Source organism: Micromonospora radicis (genome assembly GCF_003583405.1).
Taxonomy (GTDB): domain Bacteria; phylum Actinomycetota; class Actinomycetes; order Mycobacteriales; family Micromonosporaceae; genus Micromonospora; species Micromonospora radicis.
Map to the genome: position 1 here is coordinate 216,741 of NZ_QXEC01000004.1, position 18,084 is coordinate 234,824.

Below are 18,084 nucleotides of genomic sequence, written 5' to 3' on the forward strand. Positions count from 1 at the left end.
CGCGGGTGGTCGACCCGGCGGTCAGCCGGTCAGCCGTCGAGCCCGAGCAGGCGTTCGGCGTTGCCGGCGAAGATCGCGCGAAGGTGGTCGTCGGGCAGGCCCAGTTCCCGGCAGATGCGCAGCTGGTCGTCGAGGTAGCGGGTCACGTAGCCGCGGGGGAACCACGACGAGTCGCTGCCGTACACGATCCGCTGCGGGCCGATGGTCTCGTAGCAGCGCCGGAACAGATCCTCCAGGGTCAGCTTGTACGGCATCCAACGCACCCACTGGTTGGAGCCGGAGGTGTCGACGTGGACGTTCGGGCAGCCCCAGGCGGTGAAGAGCAACTCCTGTACGTACTGCACGCCGAAGTGCGGCACCACCACCGGCAACTCCGGGAACCGGCGGGCCATCCGGGCCAGCTCCTCCGGACCGCCGTACCGGCCGAAGGTCAGGCCACCGGCGCTGCCGTAGTGCCCGATGTGGATCAGGACCGGTACGCCGAGACGCTGGGCGGTGTCCCAGAGCGGGTCGAGGTCCGGCCCGTCCAGCGGGCCCCGCAGCAGCGGCGCGAACAGCTTCAACCCGCGTAGCCCGCGTTCGGTGACCGCCCGTGCCAACTCGGCGGCGGCACCGGGGGCGTACGGGTCGTGGTGGGCGAAGCCGAGCAACAGGTCCGGATGCCGGTCCACCACGTCGGCGACCGCGTCGTTGCCGCCGCCGGTGACGAACACCGCCCGGCGTACCCCGACCCGGCGTAACTCGTCGGCCCACCGGTCGGCCTCGTCCGGCCAGTGCGCGGCGGGCGGCTCCGGCTCGGGGAACCCCCACGCCTGCCGCCACGCCTTCGCGTAGGGCGCGGCGGCGGCGCTGCGGGCGGCCCGCTCGCGCGCCCCGCCGGGGTGCATCCCGGCGGCCTCCTCGCAGGCGTGGACCGTCTCGTCGGCACCGATGCGGAAGTGCAGGTGGAAGTCGACGATGTCCAGTCCGCGGTCCCCGGTCACACGTCCTCCCCGCGCAGTGGCCCGGCGGGCGGGGTGCCGCCCGGCAGTGGCCCGGCGGGCGGGGTGCCGCCCGGCAGTGGCTCGGCGGGCGGGGTGCCGCCCGGCAGTGGCCCGGCGGTGGGTGGGGCCGGCGGCGGGGCGGCCACCCAGGCGGTGACGATCTCCCGCAGCCGGGCCCCGGCGATGTGCCGGACCCGTTCGCCGGTGGCCACGTCGGCCAGCGAGATGTGCCCCGACCAGCCCTGCCACGGGTCGGGCCGGGACTCCACCAGCACGTAGGGGTGCGGCACCGGCAGCTTCGGCTTCGGCGGTAGGTCCTCGACGGCGTCGAGGCGTACCGCGTCGGGGTCGAACCCGAGCACCCCGGAGGTCTCGTACGCCCCGCCGTGCCCGCGGGCGGGCAGCTCGCCGTAGAGTTGCGCGGTCTCCGCCAGGGTGACCAGCTGGAACCAGTTGACCAGCAGCAGGCTGGCCGTGCGTCGCCCGGAGACCCACTCCATCGCGGCCCGCACGGTGGACATGTTGGCGTCGTGCCCGTTGACGATCAGCAGCCGGGGGAAGCCGGCGGCGACGATCCCCTCGATCACGTCGGCGAGGTAGCCGACGGCGATCTCCGGGCGGATCGCCACCGTCCCCGGCCACGGCCGGGTCTGCCCCGGGCAGGCCGCGTACGCCACGGCAGGGAAGAGTACCCCGCGCGGGCCGTCGCCGGTGGTGCCGCTCTCGGCGGCGAAGCCCTCGGCCAGGATCAGGTCGGTGCCCAGCGGCAGGTGCGGGCCGTGCCACTCGACCGCCCCCACGGGCAGCACCGCGAAGTCGGCCGCGGCGGCCACCGCCGCCAGTTCGCCGCCGGGTACCCGGCTGACCGGCAGCAGCCCGGAGTCCGGCCAGGTCACCGTCACGCCGTCCACTTCGCCGCCTCCCGGGAGGCCGACCGGCCGCTCTGCAACCGGCCGGAGATCACCATCACCACGAAGATCAGCACCACCTGGAGCATGCCGTACGCGGCGGCGGTGCCCACCTCGAACGAGTACATCCGGTTGTTGATCTCCACCGAGATCGGTGCGGTCTGCGAGGTGTAGATCAGCACCGAGGCGACGAACTCGCCGACGCCGTTGACGAACGCCAGCAGCGCGCCGGCCGCCACGCCGGGCACCATCAGCCGCAGGGTAACCGTGCCGAACGCCCGCCACCACGAGGCGCCCAGGTTGCGGGCCGCCTCCTCCAGCGACGGGTCGATCTGCGCGAGCGTCGCCGAACTGGACCGGAACACCAGCGGCAGGAACCGCACGAAGTACGCCAGCGGCATGATCCAGAAGGTGCCGATCAGCACCTGCCCGAAGCTGAACACGTTGCCGGTGCTGAACGCCGAGATCAGGTTGATCGCCACCACCGTGCCGGGCAGCGCCCAGGCCAGCATGACCGCCACGTCGAGCAGCGCCCGACCCCGGAAGTCCAGCCGGCGCACCGCGTACGCGATGAGCACGCCGACCACCACGCAGCCGACGGTGGCGATCAGGCTCATCTGCAGCGAGTTGAGGATCGGCTGGAAGGCGCGCGGGTCGGAGAAGATGGTGACGAAGTTCTGCCCGGTGTACGCCGACGGGATCACCTCGGTGGTCCACGACCCGTCCGCGGAGAACGCCACCAGCGCGATGGTGCCCACCGGAGCGAGCAGCACCACCGTGGCCAGGATCGAGGCGGCCAGCGCGGCCCACTTGCCGAACGGGTTGGTGATCTCCCGTCGGTGCGCGGCGATCCCCTTGGACTGGGAACGGTAGCTGCGCCGACCCTCGTACCAGCGCATGGCGAGCAGGAACAGGATCGACACCACCGCCAGCACCGAGGCGTACGTGGAGGCCATCGGCAGGTCGCCGTTGGTGCGGTTGATGTAGATCTGCATGGTCATCGTGCGGTCCACCCCGAACAGCAGCGGGGCGGTGTACGACGCCAGCGAGGTCATGAACACCAGCAGCGACGCGGAGACCAGCGCCGGGGTGAGCATCGGCAGCAGCACCGTCCGCCACACCCGGACCCGACCGGCACCCAGGTTGTACGCGGCCTCCTCCACCGACGGGTCCATCCCGGCCAGGGCGGCCGAGGCGGCCAGGTAGAAGAACGGGTACATGGTGAAGGTGTGCACCACCAGCACCCCGGCGATGCCGGTGAACGGCAGCACCGGACTCTCCGTGCCGAACAACTGCTGCAACCCGCGCGGCAGGATGCCGGTCTCGCTGTAGAGCAGCTGGAACGAGATCGCCCCGATCAGCGGCGGCAGCGCCGCCGGCACCAGGATGATCGCCTCGATCAGCCGGCGCCCGGGGAACTGGAAGCGCTTGAGCAGGAACGCCATCGCCACGCCGACGATGCCGCAGAGCAGCACGCTGGCCGCGGAGATGCCCAGCGAGGTGAGCAGCGACGAGCGGGCCACGCCCTCGCCACGCAGGAACTCGGTGTAGTTGGCCACCCCGTCCACCCCGACGCTCTCGGCGAAGGTGGCGAACATCGGCTGGACCACGTACCCGAACAGGATCAGCGCCAGCGGGAACACCAGCGCGTACGGGAACCAGCGGGAGCTGGCGCCGCCGGCGAAGCGTCCGCCGAGGCGGGGCCGTCGGCCCCGGCCAGCCGGGGCCGGATCCTCGGTGATCGGCGGGACGGTGGCGGCGCTGGGTGCGGCTGTCACGGGTGCACCACCCACATCCGCTCCCGGTTGAGCCGCAGCCCGATCTGGTCACCGACCGCGATGCCGGCCGGCACGTCGATCGCGGCCACCTGCACCGGCTCGCCGGCCACGTCGACCACCAGGTTGGTGGCCATGCCGGTGAACTCCAGCTCGGTGATCCGGCCGGGCAACGCGCCCGGCTCGGTGGTCGAGGTGAGACCGATGTGTTCCGGGCGTACCGACACCAGGGCAGCCTCCCCGGCCCGCAGGCCGTGCCCGACCGGTGCCGCGACGGCGGTCTCGGCGCCGTCGGGCAGGCCGACGGTGACGGTCTCGTCGGTGACCGCCGTCACCGGCAGCGACAGCACGTTGCTGCGGCCGATGAACCGGGCCACGAAGGCGTTCGCCGGCCGGTGGTAGATCTCCTGCGGGGCGCCGATCTGCTGCACCCGCCCGGACTCCATCACCGCGATCCGGTCCGACATGGCCATCGCCTCGGCCTGGTCGTGGGTCACGTAGATGGCGGTGTTGCCGCTCTCCTTCTGGATGCGGCGGATCTCGGTGCGGGTCTCCTCGCGCAGCTTCGCGTCGAGGTTGGACAGCGGCTCGTCGAGCAGCAGCGTACGCGGCCGGATGACCAGTGCCCGGGCCAACGCGACGCGCTGCTGCTGACCGCCGGAGAGCTGGTCGATGCGCCGTTCGCCGTACCCGGCCAGGTGAACCTGACCGAGCGCCTCCTCGACCCGGCGCCGCGACTCGGCCCGGCCCACCCGGCGGATCTTCAGCCCGTACGCGACGTTCTGTGCCACCGACATGTGCGGGAACAGCGCGTAGTTCTGGAACACCATGCCGGTGTCGCGCTTGTTCGGCGGCCGACGGGTGACGTCCTCGGTGCCGAAGCGGATCCGCCCCGAGGTGGGGAAGTAGAAGCCGGCCACCATCCGCAGGGTGGTGGTCTTGCCGCAGCCGCTCGGGCCGAGCAGGGTGAAGAACTCACCGGCGGCGATGCTGATGTCGACATCGTCGACGGCAGCGGTGTCGCCGGTGCGGGCGAATCGCTTGCTCACCGACTCCAGCGTGACATCGATCATGATGTCCTCTCCTTCAGTGTGCTGCCGGCGGGTGCGCAAGGGGGCCCGCTTGGGCGGGGGTGTCCCTGCGCACGGTCCTGGCGGGCGGCCGGGGTGGCCGTCGGCGGCGGCCGGGCCGGGCCGGTTACCCGACCCGACCCGGTGCCGACGCGGTCAGCCCTTGTTCTTGATCTGGCTGTTCCAGTGGTTGATCCACTCGGTCTCGTGCTCGGCGATGACGTTCCAGTCGACGTCCATCGGCCGCAGGTCGAGCTGGGACAGCCACTCCGGCTGCTCGGCGATCTCCACCGCCGGGATCTGGAAGAAGTCCTTGGCCAGGTCGGCGCGGAGGCTGTCGTCGAAGAGGAACTCGATGAACTTCTGCGCGCCCTCGGAGTTGCCGCCCTTGACCGTGGCGAGGCCGTCGACCAGCACCGGGGCGCCGGAGGTCGGCATCACATAGCCGAAGGGCATGTTCGCCTGGTTGGCCTGTAGCAGCACGTCCTGCAGGTTCCAGGCGCTGAGCACGCCCTGCTGCCGGGACAGCTTCAGGTACAGGTCGGCGGGGTTGGCCGCGTACGAGCCGGTGTTGGCGTCGAGGCGCTTGAGCCAGTCGTACCCGGGCTGGGGGTTGCTGCCGTCGGGGGAGAGCCGCTGGATCATCGAGGCGTAGATCGACCGCATGGTGCCGGAGGCGGCCACGTCCCGGATGATGATCTTGTCTTTCCACTGCGGGTCGAGCAGGTCGTCCCAGTCCTTCGGCGCCTGCTCCGGGGTGAGCACCGCGTTGTTGTACATGATCACCTCGGGCAGCAGGATCTCACCGAACCAGCGACCCTCGGCGTCCTTGTACTTCTCGTCCATCTTGCCGGCGAACGACGGCTGCCAGGCGGCCAGCAGGTCCTCCGCCGCACCGGCGGACAGCCCCTGCTGGGTGCCGCCCCACCAGACGTCGGCCTGCGGGTTGGCCTGCTCGGCCCGGACCCGCTCCAGGATCTCCTGGGCGCCGATGTTGAGGATCTCGACCTTGCCCTGGTACTCGGGGTACTTCTCGGTGAACTTCGCCACCACGAAGTCGGTGACCTTCTTGTCCCGGGCGGTGTAGATGGTCAGCTGCTCGGTGCCGCCGGCCGCGTCGTCCGAGCCGCCACCGCCGCAGGCGGTGCCGACGGCCAGCACGGTGGCGAGCGCTCCGGCCATGAGGAGTCGTCGTTTCATCGAGGTACCTCCGAGGGGAAAGGGGTCGTTCAGGGGGTGGGAAGCAGGGTGGGTAAGCCGGCCGCCGCGGCGGCCAGGGCATAGCTGACCGCGCCGTGCAACACCGCGCGGTCACCGAGCGCCGCCCGCCGTACCTCGGTGGTGGCGGGGGCGCAGCTGTTGACCAGCGTCTGTAGCCGGTCCACGGCGGGGTCGTCGAGCTGGGCGGCGGCGCCGCTGAGCAGCACCCGGCCCGGGTCGATCACGCAGACGCAGGAGACGATCAGCCGGGACCAGGCCGTCAGTACCTCGTCCAGGTACGCCGCCGCCCCCGCGTCGGTGCGGGCCAGCTCGACCAGGGTGGACACCGGCGTGTCCGGGCGGCGGCCGGGGGCCAGCGCGACCACCCGCTCGGCGACGGCGTTGGCCGACCACCGCTCCTCGAACGGGCCGATCCCGTCGTGGCCCCGGTCCGCCGGATCCAGGGGCAGGAAGCCGACCTCGCCGGCGGCGCCGCCCGCGCCCCGGCGGACCTGTCCGTCCAGGACCAGGCCGGCGCCGATGCCGTCGGCGACGTGCAACAGCAGCAGGTCGGCGACGTCGCTGCCGGCCCCGGCGGCGTGTTCGCCGGCCGCCATCAGGTTGACGTCGTTGTCCACCACCACCGGTACGCCCAGGTGGCGCTGGACCGATTCTCCTATCTGCCGGCCCTCTACCAGCCCGACCGAGGGGGCGAGCCGGACGGTGCCACCGGAGGAGACACCGGGCGCGGCGATGGCCACCCCGCGCAACGCCGGCAGCTCGTCACCGGCCAGTTCGGGTACGGAGCGGCAGATGGTCTCCACGATGTCGCCGGTGAGTCGGACCGCGCGGTGTGCGAGGACGGTCCCGTCGCTGTCGGCGATCTCGCAGCTGATCCGGGACGGCTCCAGCGACACGGCCGCCACCAACTCGGCACGCGGGTTGAACTCCAGCATGGCCCGCGGGCGCCCGGCCCGGGAGGTGCCGGGACCGCGTTCGATCAGGTAGCCCTCGGCGATCAGCTCGCGGACCAGTGGGGTCAGCGTGGCGGGGCTCAGCCCGGTCAGCTCGGTCAGCTCGGCTCGGGAGAGCAGCCGCACCTGGCGGGCGGTGGAGATCACCGAGAGGCGCTTGATCTCCTTCGACCGCTCCCGGCTCACCGGGCTCGTTGGTGGCGTCACCACGTCAGTCACACTTCCTTCCTACGGCGAACGAACTATTGCGTCAAGTAACGAATGCATCTCGGCCCGTTCCGCAAACGGGACTGAGCTGCGCAAACTGGCGGAATCTAGGGCTGGGCCGACCGTGATCGCGAGGAATCGCCGGCCTGGCGGGTGGCGGAATCATTCCTTCTGCAAAGAAACGGGTGAGGGGGGGTCGAGGTCGGCCCGATCCTTCCAGGCGCCGCCCGGCGAGGTGTCCAGTGTGTACGGACGCGGCTCGTCGGGTCGTGCCGCCGACCGCCGACACGATCAGGGGACACCGCCGCGGTCGGCGCGGCGATCTGACCGGTTAGTCCTACTCTCGACGTGTTCATGCCTCGCATTCGCATTCCTGGTCGGCCGCCGGGCCGGCGCGGACGGAAGCCAGGCTGCGTACTGCTCGATCGCGTACCGCGGAGGGTGATGATGGGCCACGACGAGGCAGATCGGAAGATGCACCGGCGCCAGTTCGTCCGGCTCTCCGGCACGGTCGGCGCCACCGGAGTCCTGGGCCTGGTCGCGGCGGGTGTCGCGCGGGCGGACGGCGGGCATTCCCCCGAGCCCCCGCCACCGTCCCCGGGTACTCCCGGCGCCGCACCCTGCCCCACGCCCTCGCAACTGTGTGGCTACCCGAGTGACACCGGCGGCAGGTACGACCTGTGGGACCGGGTGCAGGTCTGCGAGGGTACGAAGGCCGGCCCGCCCTTCCCGCAGTGCCTGCGGACCACCGCCACCTATGTGATCCTCAACGGCGGCTCGGGGTCGAACCACGACTACCTGCTGGTGCCGAGCTGCCGGATCAGCGGCATCGAGTGCCCGTTCATCGCCACCGCCAACGCGCCGAACTACTGGCTGGACGCCTGGCTCAACGCCCAGCCCGGCCAGCCGGGGCACGTCGTGTATCCCCACGTCGGACTGGGCGTCAACTCCGCCGACCCGGCGATCCGGCAGCAGGACCAGCTGCACATCCACCTGGCCGGGATCCACTCGGGCATCCAGACCCAGCTGAACAACTACGACAGCGCGATCACCAACAACCCGTCGAACTGGCCGAACCAGATCGTCCCGATCTGGGGCCTGACGAGCACCGGTGCCCCGGCCCCGCGGTCCTACCGGGTGCTGCACGTGGCCAACCTGAACGAGAACCTCTTCACGCTCCTGCGCGACGACGTGGTCCGGCCGACCGGATCGACCATGGGCGCCCAGATCCTGGCGGTGACGCCCCGGCTGATCGGCAACGGCGGATTCTACGTGCTGAACAGCGAACCCGGACTGCCGGTGCCGCCGGGCCAACCCGGCGGCACCGGTACCGTCGACTTCCTGCTCGCGTACGCGTGACCCCGGCCGTCGGGCGCCGGAGTTGACCACCTGGGATAGCGTGTCGGCTGGCTATCTGGGGCGATCCCGGCGATTCTCGGGGAAGAGGCGGTCACGTGTCACTGTGGAAGAAGACCAGCGTGCTGGCGGTCGCCGGGCTCACGGCGCTCGCCCTGACCGCCTGCGGCGGTGCGAAGTCCGGCGGCGACGAGCAGGCGCCGCCCAGCGTGCTGCAACTGCTCGTCAGCGACATCAAGGGTTCGTTGCAGAAGACGATCGAGACCACCGACACGAGCGACTCGGTGACCGTGACGATGCGCGGCACGGTGGCCGGCGAGAGCGTCTCGACGCAGGGCGTCATCGACCTGCGCGGCCCGGTCAAGGCCGAGCTGACGACCGAGGTGGCGGACGGCAACGCGATGATCGTCCGGATGATCGACGGCGTGGTCTACGTCGAGATCCCGGCCGAGGAGCGCGCCGAACTGGGCGGGAAGCGCTGGATGAAGGTGGACCTGGACGCGGTCGGCGCGCAGGCGGGGATGGACTTCTCCAAGCAGCTCGAGGACGTCGACCCGACCAAGCAGGTCAAGACGCTGCTGTCCAGCGAGGGCGTCACGGTGGTCGGCGAGGAGACGCTCGACGGCACGTCCACGGTCCACTACACCGTCACCACCCCGCTGGCGACCCACCTGGAGCAGGTCGACGCCGCCCTGCGGTCCGAGGTCGAGAAGCAGCTGGCCGCGCAGGGCGTCGAGGACGTCACGATCGACCTCTGGGTCGACGAGCAGTACCGGCCGCGGCGGGCCGGCGTCGTGATGGGCACGATGGCCCAGACGACCGTCGACTACACCGACTACGGCAAGCCGGTGGAGATCGAGACGCCCCCGGCGGCGGAGACCGTCGACTTCGCCGACATGCTGCAGGGCCTCAAGGAACTCCCCGTCACCAGCTGAACCGGTCCGGCGAGTTCGTCGGTACGGAACCGCCCTTGCGGGGGCGCTTCCGTACCGAGATCTTCCGGAACCTGGCCTCAGCCGGCCGGCTCGGCGAACCAACCGGAGGCGGGTCGCGGCGGCGGTGGTGGGGGAACGGGCTCCGTACTCGGCTGCGGCGGCCACAGCGTCCGGGTGCCTGCGGCGGCGACGCGGATGGCCGTGCCGTCGAGAACCGTCCGGGACTCCGGCAGGCCGAGGCCCGGCCAGGCGAGCACCACGGTCACCGGGCCCTCGGGCGGCAGCGGAGACACCCAGTAGTGCTGGTCGACGCGGTGCTCGTCGCCGCTACCGCCCTGTTCGAGCAACATCATCTGGTCGTCGTCCGCCGCCGTCTCGGGCGGCCGGGTGCCGTACAGGTTCGCTGCGCGCCGGCTGTCGGCGTACTCCAAGCCCAGCAACAGCCGATCGTCGACCGGGATGTCGACGCCCGGGTGGCCGTGTGAGCTGACGAGTGCGAACAGCCTGCCGCCGACGAGATCCGGCCCGGTCCGGCGCAGCCGCACGGTCAGCGTGAACTGGAAGCCGGTCGAGTACGCCAGCAGGTTGCTGATCCCGACCGCCACGTCGCCGGTGCGGCCGAGCAGCACCGTACCCACGACCCCGGCCGGAAACTCGTTGTCCGGCGGCGACGTCCGCAGGTTCCGCTGCCCTACCCGCTCGGGCGACTCGCCCGTGGCATCACGCCGGTCACCGGTCCGCATCCGGCCATCCTCGCACCCGCGGCCCGCCCGGCGTGGCCCCAGCCGGGACGGACGGACCGCATCAGCGGCCCGGTGGCGATCCCGATCCGGAACTTCCGGCCTACGCGGGGACCGTCCGGGGGTCGCCGGCGGCGTCGTGGGCGGCCATGGTCTCCTGCCGGTCGGGCTCCTCGCGCAGGATGGCGCAGTCGAGCCACGCCGCCGGGACGGCGAAGCCGTCCACCAGCGTCCGCAACTGCGGGCGTAGCTCCTTGAGCAGGCTGTTCACCACCGACGTGATCGCCTTCGAGCGGGCCGGCGTGAGTCGGCCGTGTTCCAGCAGCCAGCCCTTGTTGCTCTCGACGACGCTGAGCGCGTACAGGTCGCAGACGCGGGAGAGGAGTTCCTGGACCGCCGGGTCCGGAGTGCTCTCGATGCCGGCGACGAACGCCTCCAGGGTGACCCGGTCGACGTGCGCGGCGGCGACCGCGAGGAGGTGGTCCTGTACGTCGTTGAAGATGTCGAAGGGGTGGTCCTTCTTGGTGTTCGCGCCGCCGCGCAGCCGGCGGATCGCACCTTCGAGGAGGTGCCTCTCGCGGTCCTCGAAGACCTTGAGCTGCCAACCGCGGTCGGTGACGGCGACCTCCTCGTCCCGGCCGGGTACGGCGCTGATCAGTCGTTGGATGAGGGAGCGCGCGGCGGTGCGTTCGAGCACCATCTCCCGTACCTGGTCGGCGACGAAGGAGGCCCGTCCCCAACCGTCCAGCGAGCCGAACTCGTCCCGGTAGCCGGTGAGCAGCCCCTTGGCCACCATCTGCAGCAGGACGGTGTTGTCGCCCTCGAAGGTGGTGAAGACGTCGGTGTCGGCCTTGAGCCCGGGCAGCCGGTTCTCGGCCAGGTAGCCGGCGCCGCCGCAGGCCTCCCGGCACAGCTGGATGGTGCGGGTGGCGTGCCAGGTCTGTGCGGCCTTGAGGCCGGCGGCCCGGGACTCCAACTCCCGCTGCTGGTGCTCGTCGACCGGGCCGTCCCCGCGCTGCGCGTCGTGGAGCGCGGCGACCAGTTCGGCCTGGGCGAAGTGGTACGCGTAGGTGGTCGCCAGGGCGGGCAGCAGCTTGCGCTGGTGGGCCAGGTAGTCGTTGAGCAGTACCTCCCGGTCGGCGCCGGGGGTGCCGAACTGGCGGCGGATGTCGCCGTAGCGCACCGCGATGGTCAGCGCCGACTTGGTGGCGGCGCTGGCGGCGCCGCCCACGCTGACCCGACCGCGGACCAGGGTGCCGAGCATGGTGAAGAAGCGCCGGGAGTCGTTCTCGATCGGGCTGGAGTAGCTGCCGTCCGGGGCGACCTGGCCGTAGCGGTCCAGCAGCATGTCCCGTGGCACCGTCACGTGGTCGAAGGTGATCCGTCCGTTGTCCACGCCGAGCAGGCCGGCCTTCAGTCCGGCGTCGCCGATGGTGACACCGGGCAGCGGGTTGCCCTGTGCGTCGCGGATCGGTACCAGCCAGGCGTGTACGCCGTGCCGCCGCCCGCCGGTGATCAGCTGGGCGAAGACCACCGCCATCCGTCCGTCGCGGGCGGCGTTGCCGATGTAGTCCTTGCGGGCCGCCTGGTGTGGGGTGTGCAGGTCGAAGGTCTGCGTCCGTGGGTCGTACGTGCAGGTGGTGCGCAGTTGTTGGACGTCGGAGCCGTGGCCGGTCTCGGTCATCGCGAAACAGCCGAGGAGCTTGCCGGAGATGATGTCCCGGAGGTACGCGTCGTGGTGCCGGCGGGTGCCCAGGGCCACCACGGCGCCGCCGAACAGGCCCCACTGCACGCCCGACTTGACCATCAGCGACAGGTCGACCTGGGCCAGCATCTCGCTGGCGACGATCGACGCGCCGACGTCGGATTGGCCGCCGTACTCGGTGGGAAAGGCTGCTGAGGTACCCAGTTCCACGGGAAGTTCGGCGAGCAGCCGGGTGATCCGGGCGCGGGCCTGGTCGCCGGTCTCGCCGTGGACGGGGAGGAATCGGGCGTCGAGGTGCCTACGGTGCGCGTCGCGTACGGCGGACCAGGGTCCGTCGAGCACTTCCTGCAGGCGGGCGAGGTCGATGGGGCCGGGTGCGTGACTGGGCATGACTACCTCGCAGACGGACGGTGATGGGTACAGCTCGTACCCGATCAAGAGTACCCAGCCGCTACAGTGATCCGGTGAGTGACGCGGTGAGACGTGACACCATCGCCGCGCGCCGGGCCGCCGCCGCCACCGAGGAGCGGGCCCGGCGCCGCCAGTTGATCGTGGAGGCGGCGGCCCGGGTGATCGAGGAGTACGGCACCGACACCGGTCTGAACGTGGTGGCCGACCGGGCCGGGTTGCCCAGGCCGCACGTCTACCGGCACTTCACCGGCAAGGAAGACCTGGACCAGGCCGTCGCCCGGCACGCCGCCCGGTTGCTCAGCGCCTGGATCCGCCCCTCACTATCCGCGCCGGGCACGCCCCCCGAGGTGGTGTACGCGATCATCGGACGGGTGCTCAGCTGGGCGGTGGCGCACCCGAACCTCTACCGGTTCCGGGCGCGCCTGGGCACCGCGCAGGCCGTCCCCGAACTCGCCGACGCCGCCGTGGTCAACCTGCGGGCCGCCGGCTACGACGCGCAGCTGCCCGCGTACGTGGTGGCCGGTGTGGTCGGCATGGTCGACGCCGGCATCATCTGGTGGTTCGACCACCGGGACGAGACCGGCCTCGACCAGCTCAACGACTGGCTCGCGGCGCAGGTCTGGCGGGTCGTCGCCGAGGCGCTGGGGCAGCCACCGGCGGCCACACCCGCACCCTGACCCGCCGGCCCCGCATCCTGACCCGCCGGCCACCCGGCATCGCCGGACTCAACCGGCGACGGTCTGGGTGATCAGGTGCTCCAGCACGGCCTGGACGTCCCCGTCGGTGCCGGCCATGATCCGTCGCTGTCGACTCGCGCCGGTGCCGTCGCGGCGCAGCCGGTCGAGCTGCCCGACGACCAGGTCCAGGTCGCCGTGCCGGGTCAACGCGGGCGCGACGGTGTCGAGCAGCTCGTCGACGAGGTGCCAGGCCGGCCGGGCGCCACCGCCGCGCAGGTCGACGAGTTCACCGTCGAGTCCCTCGTGGGCGGCCCGCCAGTGCGCGGCCGCCACCAGGCAGTCCCGGATCCGGGCCGGCGGTATGCCGCCGCGGACCCGGTCGATCATCGTGTCGACCAGCGCCCGGACCAGCGCGGCGACCAGCACCGCGTCGTCCACGGTGGGGCAGACGTCGCCGACGCGTACCTCGACCGTCGGGTAGCTGGCCGACGGGCGGGCGTACCAGTAGACCATCGAGGCGTCGAGCATGATGCCGGCGGTGATCAGTTCCTCGACCGTGGCGTCGTAGTCGGCGGCCGACCTGAAGTACGGGGTCGGTCCGATGCTCGGCCAGCGTTCCAACTGCATCGAACGCCAGCTGGCGTGGCCGGTGTCGCGACCGTCGTAGAGCGGCGAGTTGGCGGTGAGCGCCTGTACCACCGGCAGCCACGGACGCAGGTGGTTGCAGACCTGGACGGCCAGTTCGCGGCCCGGCACCCCGACGTGTACGTGGCAGCCGCAGACCGCCGGGTCGTGCGCCACCGGCCCGAAGCGGCGGGACATCGCGTGGTACCGCTGCTCGTCCGGCACGCTGAGGTGCCGGTCGTGCACCGGCGTGGCGCCCACCGCGACCAGCCGGGCACCGGCGGTACGGCCGGCGTCGGCGGCGGCCCGGCGCAGGGCGAGCAGTTGCTCGCGCAGCCGGGTCAGGTCGGTACAGACCGGGGTGACCATCTCCAGCATGCTGTGCCGGAACTCCTGCCGGCTCTGCCGGCGCGGTGCCCCGGTCAGCGCCGCGCGCACCCGCTCGGCGACGGGCAGGCTCTCCCCGGTCGCCGGATCCAACAGCAGGAACTCCTCCTCGACGCCGAGGGTCAGTGGGGCGCCCGGCCGCGCGTCGCCGTCGTTACCGGATGCCATGGGTCTGCAACCAGAGTTCGAGCAGGCCGAGCTGCCACAGCTTGTTGCTGCCGGCCGCCGCCCGGGCCGCCCGCGGGTCGGCGAGCAGCCGCGCGACGTACTCCGGTCGGAACAGCGCGGGCCGCCCGGGCGTCGGCGCCCGCAGCGCGTCGACCACCAGGTCGCGTACGGCACCGTCCACGTTGCGCAGCGCCGGCACCGGGAAGTAGCCCTTGGGCCGCTCGATGACCTCCGCGGGCAACACCTGCCGGGCGACCTCCTTGAGGACGCCCTTGCCGCCCTGCGCGACCTTGTGTTCCGGCGGGCAGGCGGCGGCGAGCGCGACCAGATCCTGGTCCAGGAACGGGGTACGGACCTCCAACCCCCAGGCCATGCTCATGCTGTCGACCCGTTTGACCGGATCGTCGGGCAGCATCCGGTGGGTGTCCAGGCGCAGGACGGCGTCCAGCGCGGTGTCCGCCCCGGCCGCGGCCAGATCCGCGCCGACCAGTTCGCCGCTGGCGTCGACGTCGAGGGCGTACGCGGGGCCCACGACCTCGGTCAACTCGGCGTGGTCCCGGTCGAAGAAGGCGTCGGTGAAGGCCCGCGCCGCCTGGGCACGCGGCACCTCGGCCAGCGGCTGGTGGTAGCCGTACCCGGCGAACACCTCGTCGGCGCCCTGCCCGGACTGTGCCACCTTGACGTGCTGCGCGACCTGCTCGGAGAGCAGGTGGAAGGCGACCACGTCGTGGCTGCCCATCGGTTCGGTCATCGCCGCGATCGTCCGGCGTACGGCCGGCACCAGGTCGTCGTTGGACAACCGGATCCGCTGGTGGTCGGTGCCGTACGCGCGAGCCACCAGGTCGGAGTAGTGGAACTCGTCGCCGGCCTCGCCGTCGCGGCTGTCGAAGCCGATGCTGAAGGTGCGCAGCTGCTCCTGGCCCGCCTCGGCGAGCAGCGCCACGATGAGGCTGGAGTCGAGTCCACCGGAGAGCAGCACGCCGACCGGCACGTCGGCGACCAGCCGCCGGGCCACCGCGGTACGCAGCCCGGCACCGATCGCGGCCCGCCAGTCGTGGGCGTCCCAGTCGGTGTGCGCGGTACTGCGCACGTAGTCGGGCTGCCAGTAGACCCGCTCCCGGCTGCGCCCGTCGGCCTCGACGACCCGTACGGTCGCCGGTGGCAACTTCCGCACGCCGCGCAGGATGGTCCGTGGCGCGGGCACGATCGAGTGCCAGGACAGGTAGTGGTGCAGCGCCACCGGGTCGATGTCGGTGTCCACCGCACCGGCGGCCAGCAGCGCCGGAAGGGTCGAGGCGAACCGTAGCCGGCCCGCCGTCTCGGCGAGGTACAGGGGTTTGACGCCGAGCCGGTCGCGGGCCAGTACGAGCCGACGTCGGCGCCGGTCGACCAGGCCGACGGCGAACATGCCGACCAGATGGTCGACGAAGTCCTCGCCCCACTGCGCGTACGCCACCAGGATCACCTCGGTGTCGCTTGTGGAGTGGAACGTGTGCCCGGCGGCCCGCAGCTGTTCGCGCAGCTCCGGGTAGTTGTACACGCACCCGTTGAAGACCAGGGAGAGCCCGAGGTCCGCGCGGACCATCGGCTGGCTGCCGGCGTCGGACAGGTCGATGACGGTCAGCCGGCGGTGTCCGAGGAACACCCAGTCGTCGCGCCACAGGCCGGCGCCGTCGGGGCCGCGGGAGGCCATCGCGTCGGTCATCCGGGTCACCGCACCGGCGTCGGGGGTCGTACCGTCGAACCTCGCCTCACCACCGATCCCGCACATCAGCGGTGTCGTCCCGTGCGTCGCGGTGTCATCCCTCGTCCTCACGTCGGGTCGTACCGCATCCCAGTCGGGGCGCGACGGCGGATCCGGCCTTGGCGTGTCCTGTGACGGTATGCCGAGCGGGTGCGGCGCCGAGCGTAGATCGGTGAGGAGGCATCTCCGTACCTGCCCGGTGGGGCGGTCGAGTCACCCGGCTACGACCGGATCTGGCTGGCACCGGGTGAGGTGGGCGGCAGGACCGGGCGGTACGTCTCGCCGCCCCGGCGAACGCCCGGCCGGTGGCGCCGGCTCCGCGGTGGCGCTGTCACACCCCCGTGTGAAGATCGTCGCCGTGACCGGATGGAACTACAACGACCGTCCCGCGGGTGTCGGCTTCCTGACCGACCGGATCGCCGAGCCGGGACGTGTCGAGATCGAGGCCGAGATCTGGGCCTGGGTGGTGCGTGGCGAGGCCGACGCGGACGAGTTCGTCGACTACTTCGACGTCGAGGAGCAGCGCCACGGCGCCACCGACGAGGAACTCGCGGCGGCGTACGAGAAGGCGCTGGCGGTGCGGCGGCACCAGCAGCGGGCCTGGGGTGACGTGCGCGGCAACCTCACCCGGGCCTTCGCCGAACTCAACGCCGTCGGGGTGTTGGCCCGGGAGAACTTCAGCTGCTGCGGCACCTGCGCCGCCGCCGAGATCCACGACGAGCGCGACGACTCCCGGCACTGGCACGGCTACCTCTGGTACCACCAGCAGGACACGGAGTCGCTGCTGGACAGCGCCGACGGCGAGGTCTACCTCGGCTACGGCGCCTACCCGCCGCCGGACTTCGACGAGACCGCCTATGCCGCCCTGTCCGAGGCCGAGCAGCAGGCCCTCTACCAGGCGGACCTGGAACGGATGCTTGACGACATCGCCTTCCCGGTGCTGCGCCGGCACGGCATGCGGGTGGAGTGGAACCGCGACCAGTCCCGGCGGATCAAGATCACCGGCGCCCAGTGGTACGCGCCGCTGACCTGACGGCCCGCGCCCGGTGGGGGAGCGGTCCGGCTCAGGACTCCGGCCGCCAGGCGTACGTCATGTCGGGTTCGTTCTCCTCGTTGCGGCTGCCGTCGTCCTCGTCGACCGGCCGGAAGCCGTGCCGTTCGTAGGACGCCCGGGCGGCGGCGTTGCGGGTGAACACCCGCGGGCGCAGCCCGCCCGGGCTGGCCCGGCGCACCCGCTCCAGCAGGGCGCTGCCGATGCCCTGCCCACGGGCGTCGGGGCGCAGGTAGAGGTGCTCCAGCACGTCGCCGTCGAGCGCGGCGAAGCCGACGAGCGCGCCGGTCGGATCCTCGGCCACAAGCTACGACTGCCCTGCCCGACGCTACCGCCTACCGGTCCGCGCCGAACCGCTCCGCTCGGTCGAGCAGGCCGAACTGTAGCCAGACCTCGACCTGTTCGGTGACGGCGTCCCGCCCGTCCAGGGCGGTACGCACCTCGTCGGCGAACGCGGCCCGCCGCGCCGGGGCAGGCAGTTGGTCGGCGGACATGGCGGAGAAGACGCCACCCACCATGTCCTCGACGGTGAGCGGTGCCGCGTACCGTACCGACGACTCCAGGTAGCGGTAGCCGGCGGCGGCAAGCGCGTCCCGGTTGCGCCGTCGGCCCGCCTCGTCGGTCTGGCAGGCGGCGGTCACCGGGCGGCCCACCAGCCGTTGCAGACAGCCGCGCAGGACCGGTGACCACTCGGTGTCCTGCAACCACAGCGGGGTGCCGTTGGTGACGACGGCGACGCCACCACCGGCGCGCAGCAGCGTACGGGCCCGGCGGAAGAGCAGGTCGCGGTCCATGAAGTGGATGGCGACGGCGACCGTCAGCGCGGCCAACCGCCGATCGCCGACCAGCGGGCCGAGCGCCGGCAGGTTCCGGTCGTCGCCGAGCAGCCAGATGGTGTTGTCCCGCCCGGCGTCGCGGGCCGCGTGGCGGGCCCGGGTCAACATGTCCGGCGCCGGGTCCACGCCGACGAGCGTCCCCACCCGGGCGGCCAGTGGCACGCTCAACTGGCCCGTACCGCAGCCGAGGTCGACCACCACGTCCTGGCCGCCGAGCCCGAACGTGCGGCCGATCGCGTCGATCACCTCGGGTGGGTAGCCGCGCCGGTGTCTCGCGTAGTAACCCGCCACCTCACCGCTGAAGCCCGTCCGCATCCCGCCAGCCTGCCCGGC

Annotated in this window: 16 protein-coding genes; 4 read left to right on the plus strand and 12 right to left on the minus strand. The window is 72.0% G+C overall.

Annotated elements, in window-relative coordinates; genetic code table 11:
• Positions 1–29: 29 nt before the first annotated feature.
• From D2L64_RS06925 to D2L64_RS06950, 6 genes are all read right to left on the minus strand, one after another.
• On the minus strand, positions 30–983 hold the full coding sequence (locus D2L64_RS06925; protein WP_199714451.1) for an amidohydrolase family protein: 954 nt from the start codon (positions 981–983) through the stop codon (positions 30–32).
• Positions 980–1,885: a creatininase family protein gene (locus D2L64_RS06930; RefSeq protein WP_233558810.1), complete on the minus strand. Its 906-nt coding sequence runs from the start codon at positions 1,883–1,885 to the stop codon at positions 980–982. The genes D2L64_RS06925 and D2L64_RS06930 overlap by 4 nt, the downstream gene beginning before the upstream one ends.
• Complete coding sequence (locus D2L64_RS06935; RefSeq protein WP_233558811.1) at positions 1,882–3,669, minus strand: ABC transporter permease; 1,788 nt, start codon at positions 3,667–3,669, stop codon at positions 1,882–1,884. The genes D2L64_RS06930 and D2L64_RS06935 overlap by 4 nt, the downstream gene beginning before the upstream one ends.
• The gene (locus tag D2L64_RS06940) at positions 3,666–4,739 is read right to left on the minus strand and encodes an ABC transporter ATP-binding protein (protein WP_119573858.1); all 1,074 of its coding nucleotides are present in this window, start codon (positions 4,737–4,739) and stop codon (positions 3,666–3,668) included. Before D2L64_RS06940 ends, D2L64_RS06935 begins: the two co-directional genes overlap by 4 nt.
• 153 nt (positions 4,740–4,892) lie before the next feature.
• On the minus strand, positions 4,893–5,936 hold the full coding sequence (locus tag D2L64_RS06945) for an extracellular solute-binding protein (protein WP_119573859.1): 1,044 nt from the start codon (positions 5,934–5,936) through the stop codon (positions 4,893–4,895).
• 29 nt (positions 5,937–5,965) lie between these two features.
• A complete protein-coding gene (locus D2L64_RS06950; RefSeq protein ID WP_119573860.1) occupies positions 5,966–7,129 on the minus strand; it encodes an ROK family protein in 1,164 nt (387 codons plus the stop codon).
• A gap of 435 nt (positions 7,130–7,564) precedes the next feature.
• Between D2L64_RS06950 and D2L64_RS06955 the strand changes: the two genes are divergently transcribed.
• Both D2L64_RS06955 and D2L64_RS06960 read left to right on the plus strand, forming a co-directional pair.
• Positions 7,565–8,476 (plus strand): CDP-diacylglycerol diphosphatase, encoded by a 912-nt coding sequence (locus D2L64_RS06955; protein WP_119573917.1) that lies wholly within the window; start codon positions 7,565–7,567, stop codon positions 8,474–8,476.
• 95 nt (positions 8,477–8,571) lie between these two features.
• Positions 8,572–9,408 (plus strand): LolA-like protein, encoded by an 837-nt coding sequence (locus D2L64_RS06960; RefSeq protein ID WP_119573861.1) that lies wholly within the window; start codon positions 8,572–8,574, stop codon positions 9,406–9,408.
• A gap of 77 nt (positions 9,409–9,485) precedes the next feature.
• Here D2L64_RS06960 and D2L64_RS06965 read toward each other — a convergent pair whose 3' ends face one another.
• Together D2L64_RS06965 and D2L64_RS06970 are read right to left on the minus strand one after the other, a co-directional pair.
• Positions 9,486–10,151 (minus strand): hypothetical protein, encoded by a 666-nt coding sequence (locus D2L64_RS06965; protein WP_119573862.1) that lies wholly within the window; start codon positions 10,149–10,151, stop codon positions 9,486–9,488.
• 100 nt (positions 10,152–10,251) lie between these two features.
• The gene (locus D2L64_RS06970) at positions 10,252–12,243 is read right to left on the minus strand and encodes an acyl-CoA dehydrogenase family protein (RefSeq protein ID WP_119573863.1); all 1,992 of its coding nucleotides are present in this window, start codon (positions 12,241–12,243) and stop codon (positions 10,252–10,254) included.
• A gap of 74 nt (positions 12,244–12,317) precedes the next feature.
• On the opposite strand from D2L64_RS06970, the gene D2L64_RS06975 reads away from it, so the two are divergent.
• A complete protein-coding gene (locus tag D2L64_RS06975; RefSeq protein ID WP_158603467.1) occupies positions 12,318–12,941 on the plus strand; it encodes a TetR/AcrR family transcriptional regulator in 624 nt (207 codons plus the stop codon).
• 48 nt (positions 12,942–12,989) lie between these two features.
• On the opposite strand, the gene D2L64_RS06980 is transcribed toward D2L64_RS06975, so the two are convergent.
• Positions 12,990–14,120, minus strand: a complete 1,131-nt coding sequence (locus D2L64_RS06980) for a carboxylate-amine ligase (protein WP_119573865.1) — start codon at positions 14,118–14,120, stop codon at positions 12,990–12,992.
• On the minus strand, positions 14,107–15,891 hold the full coding sequence (locus D2L64_RS06985; RefSeq protein ID WP_119573866.1) for an N-acetylglutaminylglutamine amidotransferase: 1,785 nt from the start codon (positions 15,889–15,891) through the stop codon (positions 14,107–14,109). The genes D2L64_RS06980 and D2L64_RS06985 overlap by 14 nt, the downstream gene beginning before the upstream one ends.
• 331 nt (positions 15,892–16,222) lie before the next feature.
• On the opposite strand from D2L64_RS06985, the gene D2L64_RS06990 reads away from it, so the two are divergent.
• Positions 16,223–16,897, plus strand: a complete 675-nt coding sequence (locus D2L64_RS06990) for a DUF6891 domain-containing protein (RefSeq protein ID WP_147376204.1) — start codon at positions 16,223–16,225, stop codon at positions 16,895–16,897.
• Between the two features lie 31 nt (positions 16,898–16,928).
• On the opposite strand, the gene D2L64_RS06995 is transcribed toward D2L64_RS06990, so the two are convergent.
• Together D2L64_RS06995 and D2L64_RS07000 are read right to left on the minus strand one after the other, a co-directional pair.
• Entirely contained in the window at positions 16,929–17,219 is a 291-nt protein-coding gene (locus D2L64_RS06995) for a GNAT family N-acetyltransferase (RefSeq protein WP_119573868.1), read from the minus strand.
• Positions 17,220–17,250: 31 nt separating this feature from the next.
• Entirely contained in the window at positions 17,251–18,066 is an 816-nt protein-coding gene (locus D2L64_RS07000) for a class I SAM-dependent methyltransferase (RefSeq protein ID WP_119573869.1), read from the minus strand.
• Positions 18,067–18,084 lie beyond the last annotated feature (18 nt).

Excerpts from the sequence above, each read along its gene's own strand:
- D2L64_RS06985 (WP_119573866.1), bottom strand. The coding sequence starts at position 15,891 with ATGTGCGGGATCGGTGGTGAGGCGAGGTTCGACGGTACGACCCCCGAC.
- D2L64_RS06980 (WP_119573865.1), bottom strand. The coding sequence starts at position 14,120 with ATGGCATCCGGTAACGACGGCGACGCGCGGCCGGGCGCCCCACTGACC.
- D2L64_RS06970 (WP_119573863.1), bottom strand. The coding sequence starts at position 12,243 with ATGCCCAGTCACGCACCCGGCCCCATCGACCTCGCCCGCCTGCAGGAA.
- D2L64_RS06955 (WP_119573917.1), top strand. The coding sequence starts at position 7,565 with ATGGGCCACGACGAGGCAGATCGGAAGATGCACCGGCGCCAGTTCGTC.
- D2L64_RS06945 (WP_119573859.1), bottom strand. The coding sequence starts at position 5,936 with ATGAAACGACGACTCCTCATGGCCGGAGCGCTCGCCACCGTGCTGGCC.
- D2L64_RS06940 (WP_119573858.1), bottom strand. The coding sequence starts at position 4,739 with ATGATCGATGTCACGCTGGAGTCGGTGAGCAAGCGATTCGCCCGCACC.
- D2L64_RS06965 (WP_119573862.1), bottom strand. The coding sequence starts at position 10,151 with ATGCGGACCGGTGACCGGCGTGATGCCACGGGCGAGTCGCCCGAGCGG.
- D2L64_RS07000 (WP_119573869.1), bottom strand. The coding sequence starts at position 18,066 with ATGCGGACGGGCTTCAGCGGTGAGGTGGCGGGTTACTACGCGAGACAC.